The organism is Frankia sp. CcI49 (genome assembly GCF_001983215.1).
GTDB lineage: Bacteria > Actinomycetota > Actinomycetes > Frankiales > Frankiaceae > Parafrankia > Parafrankia irregularis.
This window is the reverse complement of record NZ_MOWP01000023.1, coordinates 12,689-28,841: the sequence shown is the minus strand read 5'-3', so window position 1 is coordinate 28,841 and position 16,153 is coordinate 12,689. Positions and strand designations below refer to the sequence as shown.

Here is a 16,153-nt window from a genome sequence, read left to right as displayed (position 1 = left end):
GATGCACCGACAGCCCGACCTCTCCTTTCTGCTCGATCGCCTGCGCGAGACCGTTCCCGACATCCTGTGCGCGGTTGTCCTGTCCGCGGACGGACTGCTGCTCGCCACGTCGAGCGGGATCGAACGCACGGCGGCCGACCAGCTCGCCGCGGTCGCGTCCGGCTTCGACGCACTGGCCCGCGGTGCCGCTCGCCAGCACGGCTGGGGCCAGGTCAACAAGACGATGGTCGACATGGAGAACGGCTACCTGTTCATCACCGCTGTCGGCCACAGCGCCTGCCTCGCCGTCTCCAGCACCGCCGACGCCGACGTCGGCCAGATCGCCTACGAGATGGCGCACCTGGTCAGCAGGGCCGGCCGGTTCCTGACCCCGGAGCTTCGCAGCCAGATGCGGGCGGCCCTGCCGTCCTGAGTCGACCTGGACCGCGTGCAAGCGGGGGAGGGAGGTAGACGGTGCCCGAGGACTGGTCCGGGTCGCCGGCACCGGGCGAGCACTGGGACGACGCAGAGGCGTTCGTCCGCCCCTACGCGGTGACCCGAGGACGCACGACGCCGGCGGTGCCGCTGGAGCTCGTCGCGCTCGTCGCGACCACCGACGGCGGCATGGCGGCGATCCGGCGGCGCGGCCGGCTCGCGCCCGAGGAACACGACATCGCGATCCTGTGCATGCGAATTCACTCGATCGCCGAGATCTCCGCCCGTCTGAAACTGCCGTTGATGGTGGTGCGGGTACTCATCGACGACATGGCGCGGGGCGGAATGGTCTCCGTCCACCGCCCCGAACATCCTGATCGACCCAGCCCGGAGCTCCTACGGAGGGTTCTGCATGGTCTCACCACTCTCTAGACGCGCACCCACCGCGGTGAAGGTGCTCGTCGCCGGTGGCTTCGGAGTTGGCAAGACGACGTTCGTCGGGTCGGTGAGCGAGATCGAGCCGCTCACCACCGAGGCGGCGATGACCAGCGCCAGCGTCGGCGTCGACGACACCAGCGCGGTGAACAGGAAGACGACCACCACCGTGGCCATGGACTTCGGTCGCCTCACGCTCAGCAACAACATCATCCTGTATCTGTTCGGTACTCCCGGCCAGGACCGGTTCTGGTTCATGTGGGACGAGCTCGTCCGGGGCGCGATCGGCGCGGTGGTGCTGGTCGACACCCGCCGCATGGCCGACTCGTTCCCCGCCATCGACTTCTTCGAGAACCGCCAGGTGCCGTTCCTGGTCGCGGTCAACCGCTTCGAGGCGAACTCCCATGAATACCCGCTCCCGATGGTCCGTGATGCCGCCGACCTCGCTCCGCACCGGCCGGTGATGTACTGCGACGCCCGGCGCCCGGACAGCGCGCAGACGACGCTCGTCCATCTCGTGCGCCATGCCCTGGAACTTGCCCTTACCGGAGAACCACTGGATGGTCCGTGACCGGCCGGGCTCGGCGGTGACGATCAGCTCGGGGGGATCTCAGGAGGCCGTGATGTCAAGCCACAACCTCGACCTGCCCCGGCCGCGTGGCCGAGTGCCCGGAATCGAGATGGAGGTCTATGTCGRCTGGGAGGACCAGATCGAGGTCGAGGACCCGCCGAACAGCCGGCGCCCCGCGGTCATGGTGCGCATGCCGGCCTATGTAGCCGGCGGGCTCTCCCACGAGCTGCACAGCCTGGAGACGATCCGCGGCGCGATCGGCGGTGACTGCAGCGAATGGGCCCAGGTGGCTCGGGCGCTGCTGGCCGCGGCCCGGATGGCGGCCGGCTCGGACCGGCATCCCGAGCTGGCCGATCTGCCGGCGGCGCCGTTCGCGGCCGGCCCGGACCGGCATCCCGAGCTCGCCGACCTTGCCGACCTCGCCGATCGGCCGCCGACGCCGTTCGCGGCCGGCTACCAGCGGATGGTGCCGGTGGACGGGCCTGTTCCCGGAGAATGCGCGTGACTCTGCTGCTGTTGACGGCCGAGGCCGGGACGGTGTTCGGCGTGACGGTCTGGGTGCTGCTCCGGATCTGGGCCCGAACGCGGGACATCAGCCTGGCCGACGTCGACTTCTACGACCCGCTGGCAGAAACCGGCCACCCGTTGGCAGGAACCGGCCAGGAATGCGGAACCGGCATGATTCCCGCCGCAATCACCACCACCTTCAGTGAACCCGCCGGCAGTCGGCGCCCCGGTAGTACCGACACGGCGGCGGACGGATCGGGTCAAGTGGGGCGAATAAGACTGCCGCGAAGTCCGTCGGCCGGTCCGTGGGTGATGGACGAGAACGGCGTGGCGGGATTTGCGCGTTCTCCGCTCGGCGCGGTCATCGGCGCTGTGAACATCGCCTTCCAGGTCATAGGCATGGACGGCGTGATCACCACCTGTCGGCGGATCGCCACCCAGCAACAGGGCGCTGACCTGCGTGAATGTTCCATGGATGAGCCCAGGAGGGGTTCCGGTCACTGGCCGGCGGCCGAGTCCGGTTCAGGAACCGATCCGCGTCGGCGGGGCAACCAGGTGAACGACTCCGACCGTAAAGAGGATCACGGGTCGACCGGGCGAGCGGTCGGCAATCTTACCCGCCGCACCTATGAGCAAATTGAGATCACCGGATGGAAGCTTGAGAGCTATTCATCAGGGAACGCGACGGTACGGTATGTTCTCACCCGGTTCGGGGGCGGCGATGACGTCGTCTCGGTGACGATGCGGGTCGAGGTGAACTGGGCCGATGGCGACTGGCGGGTCGTCGCTCCGCCTACGGGGGAGTGGTTCGACGCGTTCAGTGCGGACGGCGATATGTCCGGTTTCATTCTCTTTCCCGCACACGTTACGTCGCTGTCGTCGCCGCGCCGCTGACAGGCGGGTCCTGCCAGCCGTGGAGTCGGGGGTTCGTGCCCGCACAGGCCGACACGAACCCCCAACACCACGGACGGGGGGCTGGAGTCCCACATCTGTCGCGGGGTGCGAACGCGTGCATGGCGCCGCCTGAGCGTGCACGTCTGAAAGCCCCCGACATCTTCGCGCCAGGTCCGGGTGTTCAGGCGCCTCGATGCTGACGGCAACAAAGGAGCACATGAATGTTGAGATCGTCCGTCCGCCGCGCTTCCGCGCGCGCGACGCTGATCCTCGCGGCGCTGGCGAGCATGCTCGCCCTGACGGTCGGCGCGGCGCCGGTGGCTGGGGCGTCCGCTTCGGTGTACTACCTGCCGGTCGGCTGCTGGTCGGGCACCGCCACCACGGCCCTCGGCGCGACCGAGTCGGTTGAGTCGCACTTCTACCTGAACGGCAAGTTCGAGGTCTCCACACCCACCGGCGACTTCACGGGCAGCTGGAAGTCCACTGGCCCGCGCACCTTCACCTACGGGTTCGTCCGGACCCTGCCCGGCCCCGGCGGCGTGGTGATCGGCACCATCGACATCAAGCACTCGGCCACCTTCACCGCGTGGAACACGTACACCTCCACCGGGACGGCCACTGCCTACGACCTGAACGGCAACGTCCTGTTCTCCGGCCCGGTCAGCTCCACCGGAACGCGCACCTTCTAAGCGGCACCACGCACCCGGCGGCCGCACTGGCCGCGACGAGCAGCCCGACCGGCCGCATCCGACCCAACGGCGAGACCCGCCGATCCGGCCGGACGCGTCAACCGGATCGGTCGACCAGAGCGGTCGGTCGGGCCTCAGGTGCCCGCGATGCCAGACAGTCACAACACCCAGGAGCCCCGGTCCGCCGAACTCCCGGATTGATGCGCTTTCCTCCCCTACTGTGATCTTCGGTGGGAGGGGGAAAATTCATGAATCACGCCGCTCTGTTCTCCGCGGTGTTCATCGCGTTATTTGTCGGTCATCACCTTGGTGACCACGTCGCGCAGACCGACTGGCAGGCAGCCCGCAAGCACGGATCCGGCTGGGCCGCCGCCCGGGCGATGATCGGCCATCTGTTCAACTATCACCTGTGTATCTGCGCCGCGCTGCTCGGGCTCGTCGTGATCGACGTCCCGCTGCGGCCGGCGGGCATCGTGGTGGCGCTGATCTGGTCCGTCCTCACGCATGGATTCATCGACCGCCGGTGGCCGGTACGCGTGCTGCTCCAGCGAGGGCGGTCACCCCTTTTCGCCAAGAGCACCAGCAGTGGCGTGAACGGAATCTACCTCGCTGACCAGTCGCTGCATATCGGCTGCCTGTTCGTCGGAGCGCTGCTGGTGTCCGCGCTGAGCTGAGCCGATTTCAGGAATCCCGGCCTTTGGCGCCGATGAAGAGATGGTATTCCCCGACGACCCCGTCGCCCGGCGCCGGGGGCATGACCTGGCCGAAAGCCGCCTGGCCGCAGGTGAGGCGCTGCAGCACCGCCGAGGTCACGATTTTCGTGCCTGGGGAGAGCGCCTGCAGTGTGCGGCAGGTACTGCTCACCAGCGGCCCGGCCAGCCCGAAATCCGGAACGAACAGATCGCCGTGCGCGATGACGGCGCTGAAGGCGAACGGCGGCTGTCCGGCCTCGTCGGCCCCGTCGGCATCGTCAGGTTGGTCGGCCTCGTCAGGTTGGTTGGTCCGCGCCGTGGTCGGCGGATCTGCCGGTAGGCGGGAGAGCCGGTCGAGTGCGATGAGAAAGGCCGCGGCGTCGTCCGCGTTGTCGTGGGTCGCGAGGATGTTGTCGCCGGCGACGGAACGCAGCCGGCCGTGGGTCGTGCCCAGCGCCTCATGGTGAAGCTCGACCCAACGATGGAGCCGTTCGTTCAGCGTGGTCAGGGACACACGGGCGGCGAGGGCGTTCAGGCCGACCAGGTCGGTGACGGTGAGGAACGCGTTGCGCTCTATGCCGCGGTAGCGGTCCGCGAGGAGGCGGTGCACCTGCACCGGCCGGGGAATCCCGTTGAGAGCCAGTTCCCCGACGAGGTCGAAGCCGAACTCCGCCGACTTGGCCGCGTCCCGCGTGGTCGACGTCACGTACACCTCGTTCGTGGGTACGTGCTTCTCCATCCGCGCGGGCACGACGACGCCCTCGCCCAGCAGGTCGTTCTCGAATCTGATCGTGTCGCAGGTGTGGATCGCGACCCGGCAGCCCTCCACCCAGTCGCCGATCGGCAGACGCGGGCCGGAAATGAACAGGTTGACGATCTGTGCCGCCGCGTGCAGCGAATCGGTGGCGGAGCGGAAAGCTGTCAGATATCCGTCACCGGTGAACTTGATGATCTCGCCGCCGAGCTCCTCCACGATCCTCCGAATCGGCAGGACCGCCTCGGTCATCATTTCGGTCATACGAACCCGTGGAACGGAGGCCATGGCCCGGGTGGAGCCCACCAGATCCACGACCAGCACGGTCGTGGTTTCCATTCTCACTATGCCGCCTGCCTTCCCGAGACCCGCCGCCGCCGCGGGCACGGCCGGAATCATAGCGGCGTGCAACGGCCAGCCATGGCGGATTCGAGGGAGAACCCGCGGGGCTTCACGGGGTATCCACCCTGGCCTACGTAACCGGCCGCGGTGCGCCCGCGGTCCGGTGCAAACTGTGCTAGCCCACTTCGGCCGGGACCCGCACCGGGCCGCAGGCCCTTCCCCTGGTCAGCGTCAGGACCGTTCTCGTGGTCGTCCAGTCCGGGTGATCGGGTGACCCCGGTCCGCGCGAATCGGCCCGTATGCGTGCCACGGCGACCGGCCGCATATGCCGTTATTCCGGGTTGCTGCCGGGTATGTCCATTTTCTGGGAGGGCGGGGAGAACGAGACGAGGGCCTGTGGTTCTCAAAGCGAACCACAGGCCCTCGGTTCATGAGCTCTGGATGACGCTCCTGGAAGGCAGGCAACCGTGATCTCGGCGGCTTCGGTCCCTGCTGGTGTCTACCAGCCCCAACCGCCGTGCCGACCCCAGCCGCCCCAGCCGCCCCAGCCGTGGCGCCAGCCCCAGCCGCCCCAGCCCCAGCCGTGGCGCCAGCCCCAGAAGAACGTTCCGGTGACGTCTCGGAAGTAACCCTGTGCCCGTATCGACGGTGCCGCGTACCTGTCCTTCATCGCCGCTTCCTCATCCCGAGTCCGCGTAGGAGTGATCCTCCTTCCGCTGATCGGCCGCACGCCCGCCAGCCCTGCCGGTGCGGTCGGGCGCGCCCACCAGGGTCAGGGCGCTCAACCGACCACCTCTCATCGTCGCTCGGCCGCCTTCACCAGTGGTTCAGAAAGGGTTCATCGCTGAACCGTTTCCCTCTCACGGCTCGTGGCCAGGGCCGCCGCAGGCCTGGGTCGACGATGGAAGAGGCTCGCTCTCCGGCCACGAGACCGGCGCGAGGCTGATGGCCAGATCGTGGATCTCACGCCGCCCATGACCCAGGACCCAGATCTGGGTGCCGGCCCGTTCAAAGCGCACATGGCCCTGATCGGGGTCGTCGGCAGGGGACCACCAGCGTGCCGGCGTGCCGTCCGCCAGTGCGATCGGCTTCCATTCGGCGGGGTCCGCCATCCGCGCGCCCCGGGACTGGACAAACCACACCCGGCTGATCGGGAGACGTCCTCCGTAGGAATGCGCGACTATCGCTGGCCCGTCCTCGTCGTTCTCCAGAACACCCGCGTAGGTCAGGTCGCGGGGGGCGAGCACCGTGAAATCCACCTCGCGGGCCAGCGCGGCAAGCGGTCGGGCCTGGCCGCCGAGGCGCTCGGATTCGGCGACGGCGCCGACTGAGCCCAGATCGAAGCGACGCGGGTCGATCGGCGCGTCGAACCGCGGGGCGCGCAGGCTCAGCTGCTCGGTCTTCCGCTCGCCGGACCAGGYGGTCAGCTCCAGCAGCACGCCGGTGGCATCGTCCACGACCAGGTCGTAGGAGTCGCCTTCCGGCAGGTTGTGCAGGCGGGGGGCGAAATTCTGGTCGCGCGGAACCCCGCGTACCCAGGTCGCCGTCCGTCCGTCCCGTTCCTGCGCATCAGGCCGCGGGGCCGCCAGGTCCAGACCGGACAGGACCAGCCAGGGCCGCACAAGGACGAGCTCGGATATCCCCACGGCGGTCAGCCCGAATTCGGCGGCGGCGGGCCGCGAGCCGTAGACCTTGCCGCAGTGACGCCGCCGCCACTGCAGGCCCCGCACGACGACGCCGTCGCTGTCGAGGTCGCCGTCGCTGTCGCCGTGCCAGTCGACCCGCAGCGATTCGGGCGTGGCCTGGAGCGAGCCGCGCCGCGTGTCCATCCCGGCAGGAGCCTGCTGGTTGCCCGGCGCGCCGGGTGGTGAGACCACGACGCGGAAACCGCGGGTGGCCTGCGCCATGCTCGCCGCCGCCACCGCCGCGTGGTCGACCCAACCCCGCAGGTCGGCCTGTAGCGAGCTCCACCGCCGGGCCGACGTGGACATCGCCTCCAGCGTGTCTCCCAGGGCGGTCACCGGGCGGATCCTGACACAGGATCCGCCCGGAGCGCAGCCCGTCACATCCCGGATGGAGAAGTGGCCGCCGCCGCGGAACCGTTGGTGGACAGGAACATCCGTCTCGCGACAGATGTCAATGCCGGGTTGGGTCCCGGCGGTCGCTGCCGGGTGCCTATTACCTGTCGTGTGACCGGTCGCGGTGAATCCGCGGCAATCGACGCTTCTCCGAAGCGCGGCGAGACCGACCGGGTACGACTCGTGGCGCGGCCGCCTGCCGCACCGGCTGGCTGTCCGGCGGTGTCCCACACGTGGCATATTCAGCCTGCGTGGAGTATGCGCGCCGCGTGACCCCATAAGTCGTAGCCCGGACCTCTGAGGAGCGCCACCGACGATGACCGAGACCGGTGTTCTCGTTCAGGAGCCTCGGCCTGGCGACCCCGAAGTGCTTGGGCGGCACCGGGTTCTGGGCCGGCTCGGCGCCGGTGGCATGGGTGTCGTCTATCTCGCTGAAGGTCCGTTCGGGCGGGTGGCGGTCAAACTCGTCCGTGCGGAGCTGGCCGATGACGCGGATTTCCGCCGCCGCTTCCAGCGCGAGGTCCAGGCCTGTTTCCGGGTGGGGGGCGCACGTACGGCCCGGCTGGTCGACTTCGAGCTCACCGCCGACCGCCCGTGGCTCGCGACAGAGTTCTTCGACGCTCCCAACCTGGCCGAGCAGGTGCGGGCGGACGGCCCGCTCGCCGCGGACGCGCAGCTGGTCCTGGCCGCGGGGCTCGCCGAGGCGCTGCTCTCGATTCACACGACGGGTCTGGTTCACCGCGACCTCAAGCCGTCGAACGTGCTGTGGACGCCCAGCGGGCCGAAAGTAATCGACTTCGGCATCGCGGCCGTGACCGACACGGTCGCCCTGACGTCGACCGGTCATTTCGTCGGCACCCCTGGATGGCACTCGCCGGAGCAGATATCCGGCCAGGAGGTCACGGCCGCCGCGGATATCTTCGCCTGGGGCGCGCTGCTCTGCTACGCCGCGAGCGGAAAGGCGCCGTTCGGCACCGGCAGCCCGGAGGTTGTGCTGGCCAGGGTCGCCGTCGCGGAGCCCGTGGTCGACCGCGAGCTGATCGCACCTGCGCTGCGTGATCTGGTGACGACCGCGATGATTCGTGATCCGGCGAGCCGGCCGACCGCCGTGGATCTTTATGAAGCTCTGGTGGGGCTGGTGCCCAGCGACGCCGCCTTCCCGGTGACCCGGGTTCTCGGAGCCAACCTGGCGGACACCCCACCGTCAACCCCGGTGCGTGCGACCTGGACGGATCAGCCTTCGGCGGATCAGCCCGCACGGGAGAGCGTGCCGCCGGCCGCTCCGCCCGCAACCGGACCCAGCGGACCCAGCGGACCCAGCGGACCCAGCGGTGCGCGCCGGCTCGTCGCGGTCCTGGCCGTGCTGCTGATCGCCGCGGTGGGTGGGATCATCGGCCTCGTCCTGACTCAGAAGGACGACACCGGGTCGCCCGCCGAGTCCGCCGAACCCGCCGATTCCGCCGAATCCGCCGAGTTCACAGCCGGCGAGCCATGGCGCATCACCATCGACGACCAGATCGAGGGGAATGACGACACAGGCTGCACGGTGACGGTGCTGGACGCGGATGGTGCCGTGGTCCAGCTGTTCGAGGGGGTCTACAGCCGGAAGGCCTACCAGGTCGCGGACACCGGCGTGTTCCACTGGACCGTCAACAATGACGGCTGCCTGGTGAGCGCCGACGAGAGCCCGGCCAAAACCGGGCTCCCCTTCGTCCAGATGGCCTACAGCGGGGACACCTCCGTGTTCGACACGTCGGGGAGGATCTCGGTCGACCCGATCGACTTCGGCGACGCGACGGACTGCGAACTCACGCTGCGTGCGATCGACGGTCGGTCGCTCGACTTCGTCACGGCGCACAAGGGCGACGGCCCGGTCGTGCTCAACGCGGGCGGTCCTGACAAGGTTTACCTCGCCGAGGCCGGCTGCGCCTTCAGGGTCTCCGTGCAGTCCTGAGCGCGGCGGGTTCACTCGGTTCGCGCCCAGGTCACGGCCGGCAGTGCGTACCAACGCCGGTGCCTGCCCGGGGGTGCCTGTCTGGGTCGGAGGTGCCTGCCCAATAGATGACACAGGCGGGTGCCTTCCGGGCGAAGGGGTMATTCTGGACCGACCCGGCTCAGGTCATGTCGACCTCTGCTCGAGACGTGTCGACCTTGCGTGGTGGAAGGCAGGACGAGGAAACATGACCAGGCAGCAGCGGACACCCATGGTCAGGGGCGGGATCGCCCTCGCGCTCACCGCGAGCGTGCTGACCGGTCTGACGGCCTGCGGCTCCAAGAACGACGCGGACAAGTTCGCCGAGAAGCTGCGCACGAAAGGCTACGGCAAGGTCCACGTGTCCGCGGACATCGAGCGCAAGGGTGGGAAGAAGCGCACTGTCGCCTACGACGCGCACGTCCTGGTGAACACCGACGCCGACCCGCAGACCTGCGACGTCGAACTCGAGAACGACGTGCGCTCCTCGGGCCGCGGTCTCGTCGACTACTTCGACGTCGACGAGGTCCGCGACGCCCGCGGCTCCGGGCGCGAGGTCGAGGACGACCGCACCTGGCCGGACAACCCGACCCTCACCCAGCTGCGGGCCGAACTCACCGAGCATTCCATCGACTGCTGACGTCCGACCGGACGCGTCCACCTCCACCTCCACCGCTTCCGAGTAAGAAGCGAGGGTTTCGGCTTCCGCAGAGCTTTTCGCAGAATCCTGAGACGCGACGGATCCGGACCAGCAGCATGGGCTTGGCGGAGCCGTGCTGACGGAAGGCGAACCGCACCCGCACCCGCACCCGCACTGCCACACAACACCGGCATTTCATCTCAAGATACGCAAAAGGGGCGCAGATTCGCCTGGCCGTGCGCAAGGGTGAAGGATTTTGGTCGTCGGAACAACCAAAATCCTTCACTCTTGCGACTCGCCAAACCGCGACAGGCTCTGCGGCAGTCGAAATCCGCACTTCTTGCGAAGCGTCAAGCAACTCCATGGGCCCAGTTTCTCCTATTGGGGTGAATTGCTCGCGCTGTTTGGTGGCGCGGGATGCCCAGTAGGACATCGTGCGGCGGATAGCGCGGAGTGACGGACTGCCAGGTCGATATCGGGGGCCAGCACGATCAGTGCCAGCACTGCCCGCGTCGGCCGCCCGTGCACGCCGTCAGGTCAAGGACTCCGTTTCGTCCGCGTCTTCATCCGCGGCGTCGACTTCGTTTTCGGTTTCAGGGGCCTGGCGCAGCTCGATGCGCAGTGCGGCTGCGTTGGCGAGGATCGTGAGCGCGCACCAGAGCCGCCGGGGAGCGGCCAGCGGCCCGGTGATCTCGGCGAGGGTCGCGCGAAACTCCTCGGCGTAGCGTTCCTGCCGCCGGTCGTCGACCGCGATGGCCGCCGCAGCCGTGATCAGGCCCTGGGTGAAAGCGCCGGGCCGAAGTTCACCGGCGAGCGTTCGGACGGACAGCGCGGTTCGGTGCAGGCCACCTCCGGCTGGCACGAGCCGCCAGGTGGAACTGGGCCGGCGAGTGGCGATGACCGCTCCGACGGCGGCGCAGACCGTGACGGTCTCGAGCGGTGGCATTCCGAGGGCAAGGCCCGGAAGCGTCACCCCGATGAAAGCACCTGCGAGTGCGCCGAAGCCCGGTCGGCTCCGCAGCGGATGGCGATGGGCGAGTACGCCGAGAACCAGCCCACCCACCACGCCAGCTCCACAGAAGCCGAGCTGGAAGTACACGTGGTGCGCACCTGGATCTTCATGTCGGTAGTGCACGATCTGGAACTGCAGGGCTTCGGCGGCTGCCTCGCCGCCCAGCAGGCCGAGGGCCACGCCCAGAACCGTCGTCGTGGGGCGGGCGTACCGGTTGGCGAGCAGGCCCAGCGCCAGCCCGACGACAGCACCTGCGGTCGCACCTATGACAGGGGCATAGCCGGCATCGCTCGGCTGCTCGAAGTGGTAATCGACCACCCGCAGATAGGCGTTGAGCGCGGCACTGCTCGCCACGTAGCCGGTGAGCATGCCGAGAGTGATTCCCGCCAGTGGCCTGGCCAGGCGCGGCCGGCGGGCGGCGACCGGCCAGAGAACAAATCCGGCCAGCATGCCCACCGCAAGGATGATGAAGGGGACGTAATCTGTGTAGAAGTAGCCTGTGGGGGCGGACGGCGCTGCCCGAAAGCTCCAGATGTACATATAGGCGGTGGCGACCTGGAAGCCCGCAGCGCTTCCGGCAGCCAGGCCGAGCCGAGATACCGCGGGGCGGAATCGTCGGAAGGCCCGTGCCCCGATGATCAACCCGACGGCGGCGCCGACGGCCATTCCGAAGATCGGCTCATGGCCGCGCAGAACGTACCCGACCGACGTTTCTGAGAAAACAGCTGCCGCGTCGAGTCCGTCGCTGAACTCGTATTCGTTCCCGTCTGCCGACCGCGCACCGAGGAAGAGCGCGAATCCACCGAACGCGCCGATGGCCAGACCTGACCAGGGCCTGACCAGTGGTTGGAAGCGGATGGCGAGCGCACCGAGAAACTGGCCGAGCGCAGCCGCCACCGCGATCCAGACCATGGGCGGGCAGCCGGCGACGTTGTCGCTGGCAAAGCCGGAAAAGATCATGCGATCGGCACCGTCGAAGGCCGCGAAGCTGGTTCTGCTGGTGGCGGACCCGACACTGCCGGCGACCACACCCAGCGCGAGCCCGAGCGGGACTGCCGTCCACCGGGGGCGGCGGCGAACAACGAGGCCGAGCAGCAGGCCGAGCGCCGAACCGACGGCGACCCACGCCAACTGCTGGTACCCGTCGGGAACGGCTGTCGACGTAGCCCGGCCGGCGAACCGCTGGATGCTGCTGTCGTAGTAGACGGCGGCGTTGCCGGCCCGGCAGGCGAACTCCGCGAGGTGGCCTCCCAGCCCTCCCAGCACGACACCCAGCAATGGCGAGGCCAGCCGCGGGCGACGTTCGACGAACGCCCCGGTAACCGCCCCGATGCCGGCGCCCAGCAGCATCGAGAACGCCGGGCCATATCCGAAGTCGAAGCTGTCACTGCGGAGGTAGGTGATGGCGTTCAGAGTCGACATGATCGGGTAGACGGGATGCGCCAGGTATCCGGCCAGCAGGCCGAGCCCCGCTCCCAGGGCGGGCTTGGACAGCCGAGGGCGGTGCGCGGCGGCCGCGCCGAGGATCAGCCCCAGCGCCGCGCCGACGGCGGTGACGGTGTAGGTCAGACCCGCGGGAAGTGCACGGGCCAGCAGGTTGGCGAGGCAGGCGCCCGCGATGACGCCGAAGACCATCCGCCGTGCCAGGGTTCGGGGCGGGGCGGCGGGAGCCGTGTGTGGTGTGGCGCCGAAACCCAGGCGCGGTGCGACGTCCGGAGCCGTGGTCATCGGGGGCCCTCCGGCGCCGGGGTGAATCCGCCCAGCCCACGGCGCCGCCCGGCATCGCGGCCGCGGCGTTCGGCGAGCAGCACCCGGGCGCCGGCCATCCCGTCCGGGGTGAACCGGTAGAGCCGTCGACGCGCACCAGGGCGGTCGGTGTCCTCCCAGTCCGAGGCGACCCATCCCAGGCGTTCGAGCCGGGCCAGGATCGGAAACACGCTGCCGGTCGCCAGCCCGGCCTTCTTGGCGATCGCCAGGCCGTACGGTTCGACCTCGTCGTCGAGGAGCACCTCGAGGACGTCGAGCGTTGCGGGCGTCACCCGGGACAGTCCTGCCATGGCCATAAATCTAGATATGTAGAGATAGGGGAGTCAAGATCTCGGCGGGCTCGGATCGGTCGCCGACTGGTCCGGCCTGGTCCGCGGGCGTTGCTCGGTCCGCGAGCTTCGCGAGCCCGGGTCGATCGGTGGAGCAGGAAGCTTCAGCATCCGAACGGCACCGCTCGGGAGCCGAACGGCGGCAACCGCACGCCGGTCGGCCGAACGCCCGGTCCGTACGGCGAACGGCCGTCTCGGCAGCGTGTGCGTCAGGAGTTCGGCCACGGCAACGATGCCGAGCGTGGTGCGGACGGACTCGGCGAAGGCACGCCCGTCGGCGACCGGGCCGCGCGGTGGCGTGCCGGCCGCATATTGGGCGAACCGGTCAGCGAAGTCGGGGATCCGCGCAAGTGCCGGCCACACGGCTGCCACCTCGCGCGTCCGCTTGTCCAGCAGGGCCGCCCGAGTGGCCGCGAGACCGGCCGGATCAAACGCGGCCGGGTCAGGCCCGCCGTCGACCAGCGCTCGCACCAGATCAGCCTGCTCAACCGCCAGATCAGCCTGCTCAACCGCCAGGTCGCGCTGCTCAGCTGCCAGGCCGCGCTGCTCAGCCGCCGGGACCCGCTGTTCGTCCGCCGGATCCGGTTGCTCGGCAGCCAGATCCGCCTGTGGGGCCGCGTTCCAGCCGCCAGCCGGCTTCGCGGCCCGGCGCGAGTCGGCAAACCGCGGCGCGGGCTGGGCCGCCGGCGTGACTGACAGGACGCCCGCGATGGCGTCGAGCTCGGCGTTCATCCGGGCGGCGCTGGGATAGTCGCCGTCGCGTTCCAGCATGACCGGTAGGTGGTGCGGGCATCGGCGGACAGTCTCGGCCAGCAGGCCCAGCACCGCCGGGGGCACGGGGTGGCGGTGGGTGTCGTGGTAGCGGCCGTCGTGTTCGACTCCGCCGGCCACGTGCACGTAGGCGATTCGCTCCCAGGGGAGCCGGTCGAGGAACCGAGCCGGGTCGAGGCTGTGGTTGTGCCGGTCGGCGTGGAGATTGGCCACGTCCAGGATCAGCAGCGCGTCGGTTCGCTCGGCCAGCTCGGTCAGGAAGTCCGCCGGATGCAGATGGTCCGCCGGCCACCGCAGCAGGGAGGCCGGATGTTCCAGCGCCAGTGGCACACCCAGCTCGGCGGTGACCGCCCGGACGTTGCCCGCCACCACGTCGAGCGACTGCCGGGTCAGTGGCACCGGCAGCAGGTGCCCCGCCTCGAGGCCGCCGGCGCGGACCATCGCGACATGCTCGCTGACCAGTGGCGCCTGGCACCGCTGGGCCACCGCGGCGAGGCGCGCGACGCGAGCAGGCTGCGGACGCTCCGTGCTTCCCAGGGACAGCCGGATCCCATGCGGGACGATCGGGACGCCCCGGCCGGCAATGCTGGCGAGTGAAGCCGGCAGTGGTGCCCGCGGGTCCACGGCCTCGGCGATGACCTCGACGAACGTCAGGTCGGCGCGCTGCGCGAGCACGTTCGCCAGCGGCGGGCGCCACCCGGCACCCAGACCTGGGCTCAGCCCGGATGGCTGTTGTCTCCCGCCACCGTCACTCACTGCGGTTCTCGTCGTCTACCGCAGGCATGGTCATCCACCGCAACCACCTCCACCGCAACCGCCGCCACCGCCGTCCCCGCCACCACCACCGTCGCTACCGCCGATCGACGGCCGGTTGAACCCCAACTGCCCGGCGAGGGCCTCATCGGCAGCCCACAGGGCGGCCGGCCCGAACAGCGACACGGCCAGCGCGCGCTCCCCCTGCAGGCTGCCCGAACGCAGGCCGGCGAAGTCCGCCCGAGCCCGGCTCACCACATGACGGCCGGTCGAGGTGAGTATCGGGTCCTGCCAGGGAGCGGCAGCCGCGATCATCACCACTCCGGTGGCCAGCAGTTCGAGCAGCAGGAAGCCGACCGGTCGGTGCCGGGACGCACCGAACACCAGCCGGATCAGACCGATCGCCAGCAGAGGGAGGAAGTACCTGGCCAGCGACCGGACCGCTCGCGCCTGCGCGGGTGTGGCAACGAATCCGAACCCGACCAGATGGTGGTGCACAGCCATGACCCGAGCGTCCCCGCGGAGACGACGCACCAGATCAGCCGGCCGTGCGGCGCCCAGCGCACCGACGAGATCGAACACCATCTGCTCGAACGGGCCCACCGCGCCCGGCCCGGGGGACTGTGCGACGTCCACTTGTCCGCGCGACGGGCCCGGCCGTAGGAAACCCTGTTCGCACAGCGAGACGACGGCGACGTTCACCGCCCGTTCCAGGCCGCCGGTCAGATAGGCATAGTCGCCGTGCAACTGGCTGCTCGAGTGAACCGGAGAACCATCGGCGCGGCTCAGCGTCCGCTGCCGCATGAGAAAGACAAGACCGGCGACTCCCGCCAACGCCCAGCCGTAGATGGTGAGGAAGGCAGGGCCGCTGATCCCCCAGGTATCGCCTTGCGCCGCGAGCATCTCGACTCCGCTGGCTGTCACGGACCGATCGTGCGGCAGCGCGCTGGGCGGCGTCCAGGAAACCCCGCCCGCGCAACCAGTCGGCTCAATGACTGCCGTTTGCCGGTCAGGTTCCTTGTCGGCAGCGGTTTCAGCTCGGTCTGACCCACCTCCGCCACTCGTCCTGTGACTGGAAGCCGGCGGTTCGCCAGAAGGTGTGGCCGAGCTCGTTGTTCTCGAGCACCATCGCATCGAGCCGGGTCGCCCCCAGCGAGCGGAGCCGGAGGGCCGCGGCGTCGAGAAGCGCGCGGCCGATGCCCTGACGTCGGACGCCGGGGTGAACGGCCAGCCGGTAGAGGTGCGCCCGCCAGCCGTCCCAGCCGGCTATGAGCGAGCCGACGATACGGTCGCCCTGCCGCGCGACCAGGCAGACTTCGGGGTCGCGGGCGAGCATGGTGCGGATGGCGTCCGCGGTGTCCGCCGGCCTGGCCTCGTTCTCGGCCGCGGCTTCCCAAAGCGCGAGAAGCTCCTCCGCATCGGCGAGAGAAGCGCTGACGATCCGGACGCCGTCGGACTGCCGATCGTCATCGGTCGTGCCATCGGTCGTGACAGCGGACACCGCCCAAGTGTCCCGCACCACCCGCTCGTCAT

17 protein-coding genes are annotated in these 16,153 nt (G+C 69.5%); 9 read left to right on the top strand and 8 right to left on the bottom strand.

The window, feature by feature from the left end:
* The first annotated feature begins 1 nt into the window (after window position 1).
* The 7 genes from CcI49_RS20760 (at window position 2) to CcI49_RS20730 (ending at window position 4,184) form a co-directional block, all read left to right on the top strand.
* Entirely contained in the window at window positions 2-412 is a 411-nt protein-coding gene (locus tag CcI49_RS20760) for a roadblock/LC7 domain-containing protein (RefSeq protein WP_006545324.1), read from the top strand.
* Window positions 413-453: 41 nt separating this feature from the next.
* On the top strand, window positions 454-846 hold the full coding sequence (locus tag CcI49_RS20755; protein ID WP_006545325.1) for a DUF742 domain-containing protein: 393 nt from the start codon (window positions 454-456) through the stop codon (window positions 844-846).
* A complete protein-coding gene (locus tag CcI49_RS20750; protein ID WP_006545326.1) occupies window positions 827-1,420 on the top strand; it encodes an ATP/GTP-binding protein in 594 nt (197 codons plus the stop codon). The genes CcI49_RS20755 and CcI49_RS20750 overlap by 20 nt, the downstream gene beginning before the upstream one ends.
* A 52-nt stretch (window positions 1,421-1,472) precedes the next feature.
* Window positions 1,473-1,925, top strand: coding sequence for a hypothetical protein (locus CcI49_RS20745; RefSeq protein WP_076828830.1), 453 nt, complete (start codon window positions 1,473-1,475; stop codon window positions 1,923-1,925).
* Window positions 1,922-2,821, top strand: coding sequence for a hypothetical protein (locus CcI49_RS20740; RefSeq protein WP_131831148.1), 900 nt, complete (start codon window positions 1,922-1,924; stop codon window positions 2,819-2,821). The genes CcI49_RS20745 and CcI49_RS20740 overlap by 4 nt, the downstream gene beginning before the upstream one ends.
* Window positions 2,822-3,042: 221 nt before the next feature.
* Entirely contained in the window at window positions 3,043-3,510 is a 468-nt protein-coding gene (locus CcI49_RS20735) for a hypothetical protein (RefSeq protein ID WP_054569071.1), read from the top strand.
* A gap of 248 nt (window positions 3,511-3,758) precedes the next feature.
* Window positions 3,759-4,184 (top strand): DUF3307 domain-containing protein, encoded by a 426-nt coding sequence (locus CcI49_RS20730; RefSeq protein ID WP_054569072.1) that lies wholly within the window; start codon window positions 3,759-3,761, stop codon window positions 4,182-4,184.
* A 7-nt stretch (window positions 4,185-4,191) separates the two neighbouring features.
* Here the strand turns inward: CcI49_RS20730 and CcI49_RS20725 are convergent, their stop codons facing one another.
* The 3 genes from CcI49_RS20725 to CcI49_RS20720 all read right to left on the bottom strand — a co-directional run bounded on the left by CcI49_RS20725 (window position 4,192) and on the right by CcI49_RS20720 (window position 7,319).
* On the bottom strand, window positions 4,192-5,295 hold the full coding sequence (locus CcI49_RS20725; protein ID WP_076828764.1) for an adenylate/guanylate cyclase domain-containing protein: 1,104 nt from the start codon (window positions 5,293-5,295) through the stop codon (window positions 4,192-4,194).
* Window positions 5,296-5,797: 502 nt separating this feature from the next.
* Window positions 5,798-5,968 carry a putative RiPP precursor gene (locus CcI49_RS40690; protein ID WP_116437458.1) on the bottom strand — a complete coding sequence of 57 codons (171 nt, stop codon included), beginning with the start codon at window positions 5,966-5,968 and terminating at the stop codon, window positions 5,798-5,800.
* A 190-nt stretch (window positions 5,969-6,158) separates the two neighbouring features.
* On the bottom strand, window positions 6,159-7,319 hold the full coding sequence (locus tag CcI49_RS20720; RefSeq protein WP_076828762.1) for a hypothetical protein: 1,161 nt from the start codon (window positions 7,317-7,319) through the stop codon (window positions 6,159-6,161).
* A 373-nt stretch (window positions 7,320-7,692) separates the two neighbouring features.
* Between CcI49_RS20720 and CcI49_RS20715 the strand changes: the two genes are divergently transcribed.
* Together CcI49_RS20715 and CcI49_RS20710 are read left to right on the top strand one after the other, a co-directional pair.
* The gene (locus CcI49_RS20715) at window positions 7,693-9,330 is read left to right on the top strand and encodes a serine/threonine-protein kinase (RefSeq protein ID WP_076828760.1); all 1,638 of its coding nucleotides are present in this window, start codon (window positions 7,693-7,695) and stop codon (window positions 9,328-9,330) included.
* A 226-nt stretch (window positions 9,331-9,556) separates the two neighbouring features.
* A complete protein-coding gene (locus CcI49_RS20710; RefSeq protein ID WP_076828757.1) occupies window positions 9,557-9,988 on the top strand; it encodes a hypothetical protein in 432 nt (143 codons plus the stop codon).
* Window positions 9,989-10,520: 532 nt separating this feature from the next.
* Here the strand turns inward: CcI49_RS20710 and CcI49_RS20705 are convergent.
* The 5 genes from CcI49_RS20705 to CcI49_RS20685 all read right to left on the bottom strand — a co-directional run bounded on the left by CcI49_RS20705 (window position 10,521) and on the right by CcI49_RS20685 (window position 16,139).
* Window positions 10,521-12,728 carry a hypothetical protein gene (locus CcI49_RS20705; RefSeq protein ID WP_076828755.1) on the bottom strand — a complete coding sequence of 736 codons (2,208 nt, stop codon included), beginning with the start codon at window positions 12,726-12,728 and terminating at the stop codon, window positions 10,521-10,523.
* Window positions 12,725-13,057, bottom strand: coding sequence for a helix-turn-helix transcriptional regulator (locus CcI49_RS20700; protein WP_054569189.1), 333 nt, complete (start codon window positions 13,055-13,057; stop codon window positions 12,725-12,727). The genes CcI49_RS20705 and CcI49_RS20700 overlap by 4 nt, the downstream gene beginning before the upstream one ends.
* A gap of 33 nt (window positions 13,058-13,090) precedes the next feature.
* A complete protein-coding gene (locus CcI49_RS43470) occupies window positions 13,091-14,623 on the bottom strand; it encodes a DUF692 domain-containing protein (protein WP_076828752.1) in 1,533 nt (510 codons plus the stop codon).
* Window positions 14,624-14,653: 30 nt separating this feature from the next.
* A complete protein-coding gene (locus CcI49_RS20690) occupies window positions 14,654-15,544 on the bottom strand; it encodes a TIGR04222 domain-containing membrane protein (protein WP_158230792.1) in 891 nt (296 codons plus the stop codon).
* A 109-nt stretch (window positions 15,545-15,653) separates the two neighbouring features.
* Window positions 15,654-16,139 carry a GNAT family N-acetyltransferase gene (locus CcI49_RS20685; protein WP_241840165.1) on the bottom strand — a complete coding sequence of 162 codons (486 nt, stop codon included), beginning with the start codon at window positions 16,137-16,139 and terminating at the stop codon, window positions 15,654-15,656.
* Between the last annotated feature and the right edge of the window lie 14 nt (window positions 16,140-16,153).

What these genes read in the sequence shown, in the direction of transcription:
- CcI49_RS20750 (WP_006545326.1), top strand. Translation starts at nt 827, where the DNA reads ATGGTCTCACCACTCTCTAGACGCGCACCCACCGCGGTGAAGGTGCTC.
- CcI49_RS20735 (WP_054569071.1), top strand. Translation starts at nt 3,043, where the DNA reads ATGTTGAGATCGTCCGTCCGCCGCGCTTCCGCGCGCGCGACGCTGATC.
- CcI49_RS20725 (WP_076828764.1), bottom strand. Translation starts at nt 5,295, where the DNA reads ATGGAAACCACGACCGTGCTGGTCGTGGATCTGGTGGGCTCCACCCGG.
- CcI49_RS20760 (WP_006545324.1), top strand. Translation starts at nt 2, where the DNA reads ATGCACCGACAGCCCGACCTCTCCTTTCTGCTCGATCGCCTGCGCGAG.
- CcI49_RS20715 (WP_076828760.1), top strand. Translation starts at nt 7,693, where the DNA reads ATGACCGAGACCGGTGTTCTCGTTCAGGAGCCTCGGCCTGGCGACCCC.
- CcI49_RS40690 (WP_116437458.1), bottom strand. Translation starts at nt 5,968, where the DNA reads ATGAAGGACAGGTACGCGGCACCGTCGATACGGGCACAGGGTTACTTC.
- CcI49_RS20730 (WP_054569072.1), top strand. Translation starts at nt 3,759, where the DNA reads ATGAATCACGCCGCTCTGTTCTCCGCGGTGTTCATCGCGTTATTTGTC.
- CcI49_RS20700 (WP_054569189.1), bottom strand. Translation starts at nt 13,057, where the DNA reads ATGGCAGGACTGTCCCGGGTGACGCCCGCAACGCTCGACGTCCTCGAG.
- CcI49_RS20705 (WP_076828755.1), bottom strand. Translation starts at nt 12,728, where the DNA reads ATGACCACGGCTCCGGACGTCGCACCGCGCCTGGGTTTCGGCGCCACA.
- CcI49_RS20710 (WP_076828757.1), top strand. Translation starts at nt 9,557, where the DNA reads ATGACCAGGCAGCAGCGGACACCCATGGTCAGGGGCGGGATCGCCCTC.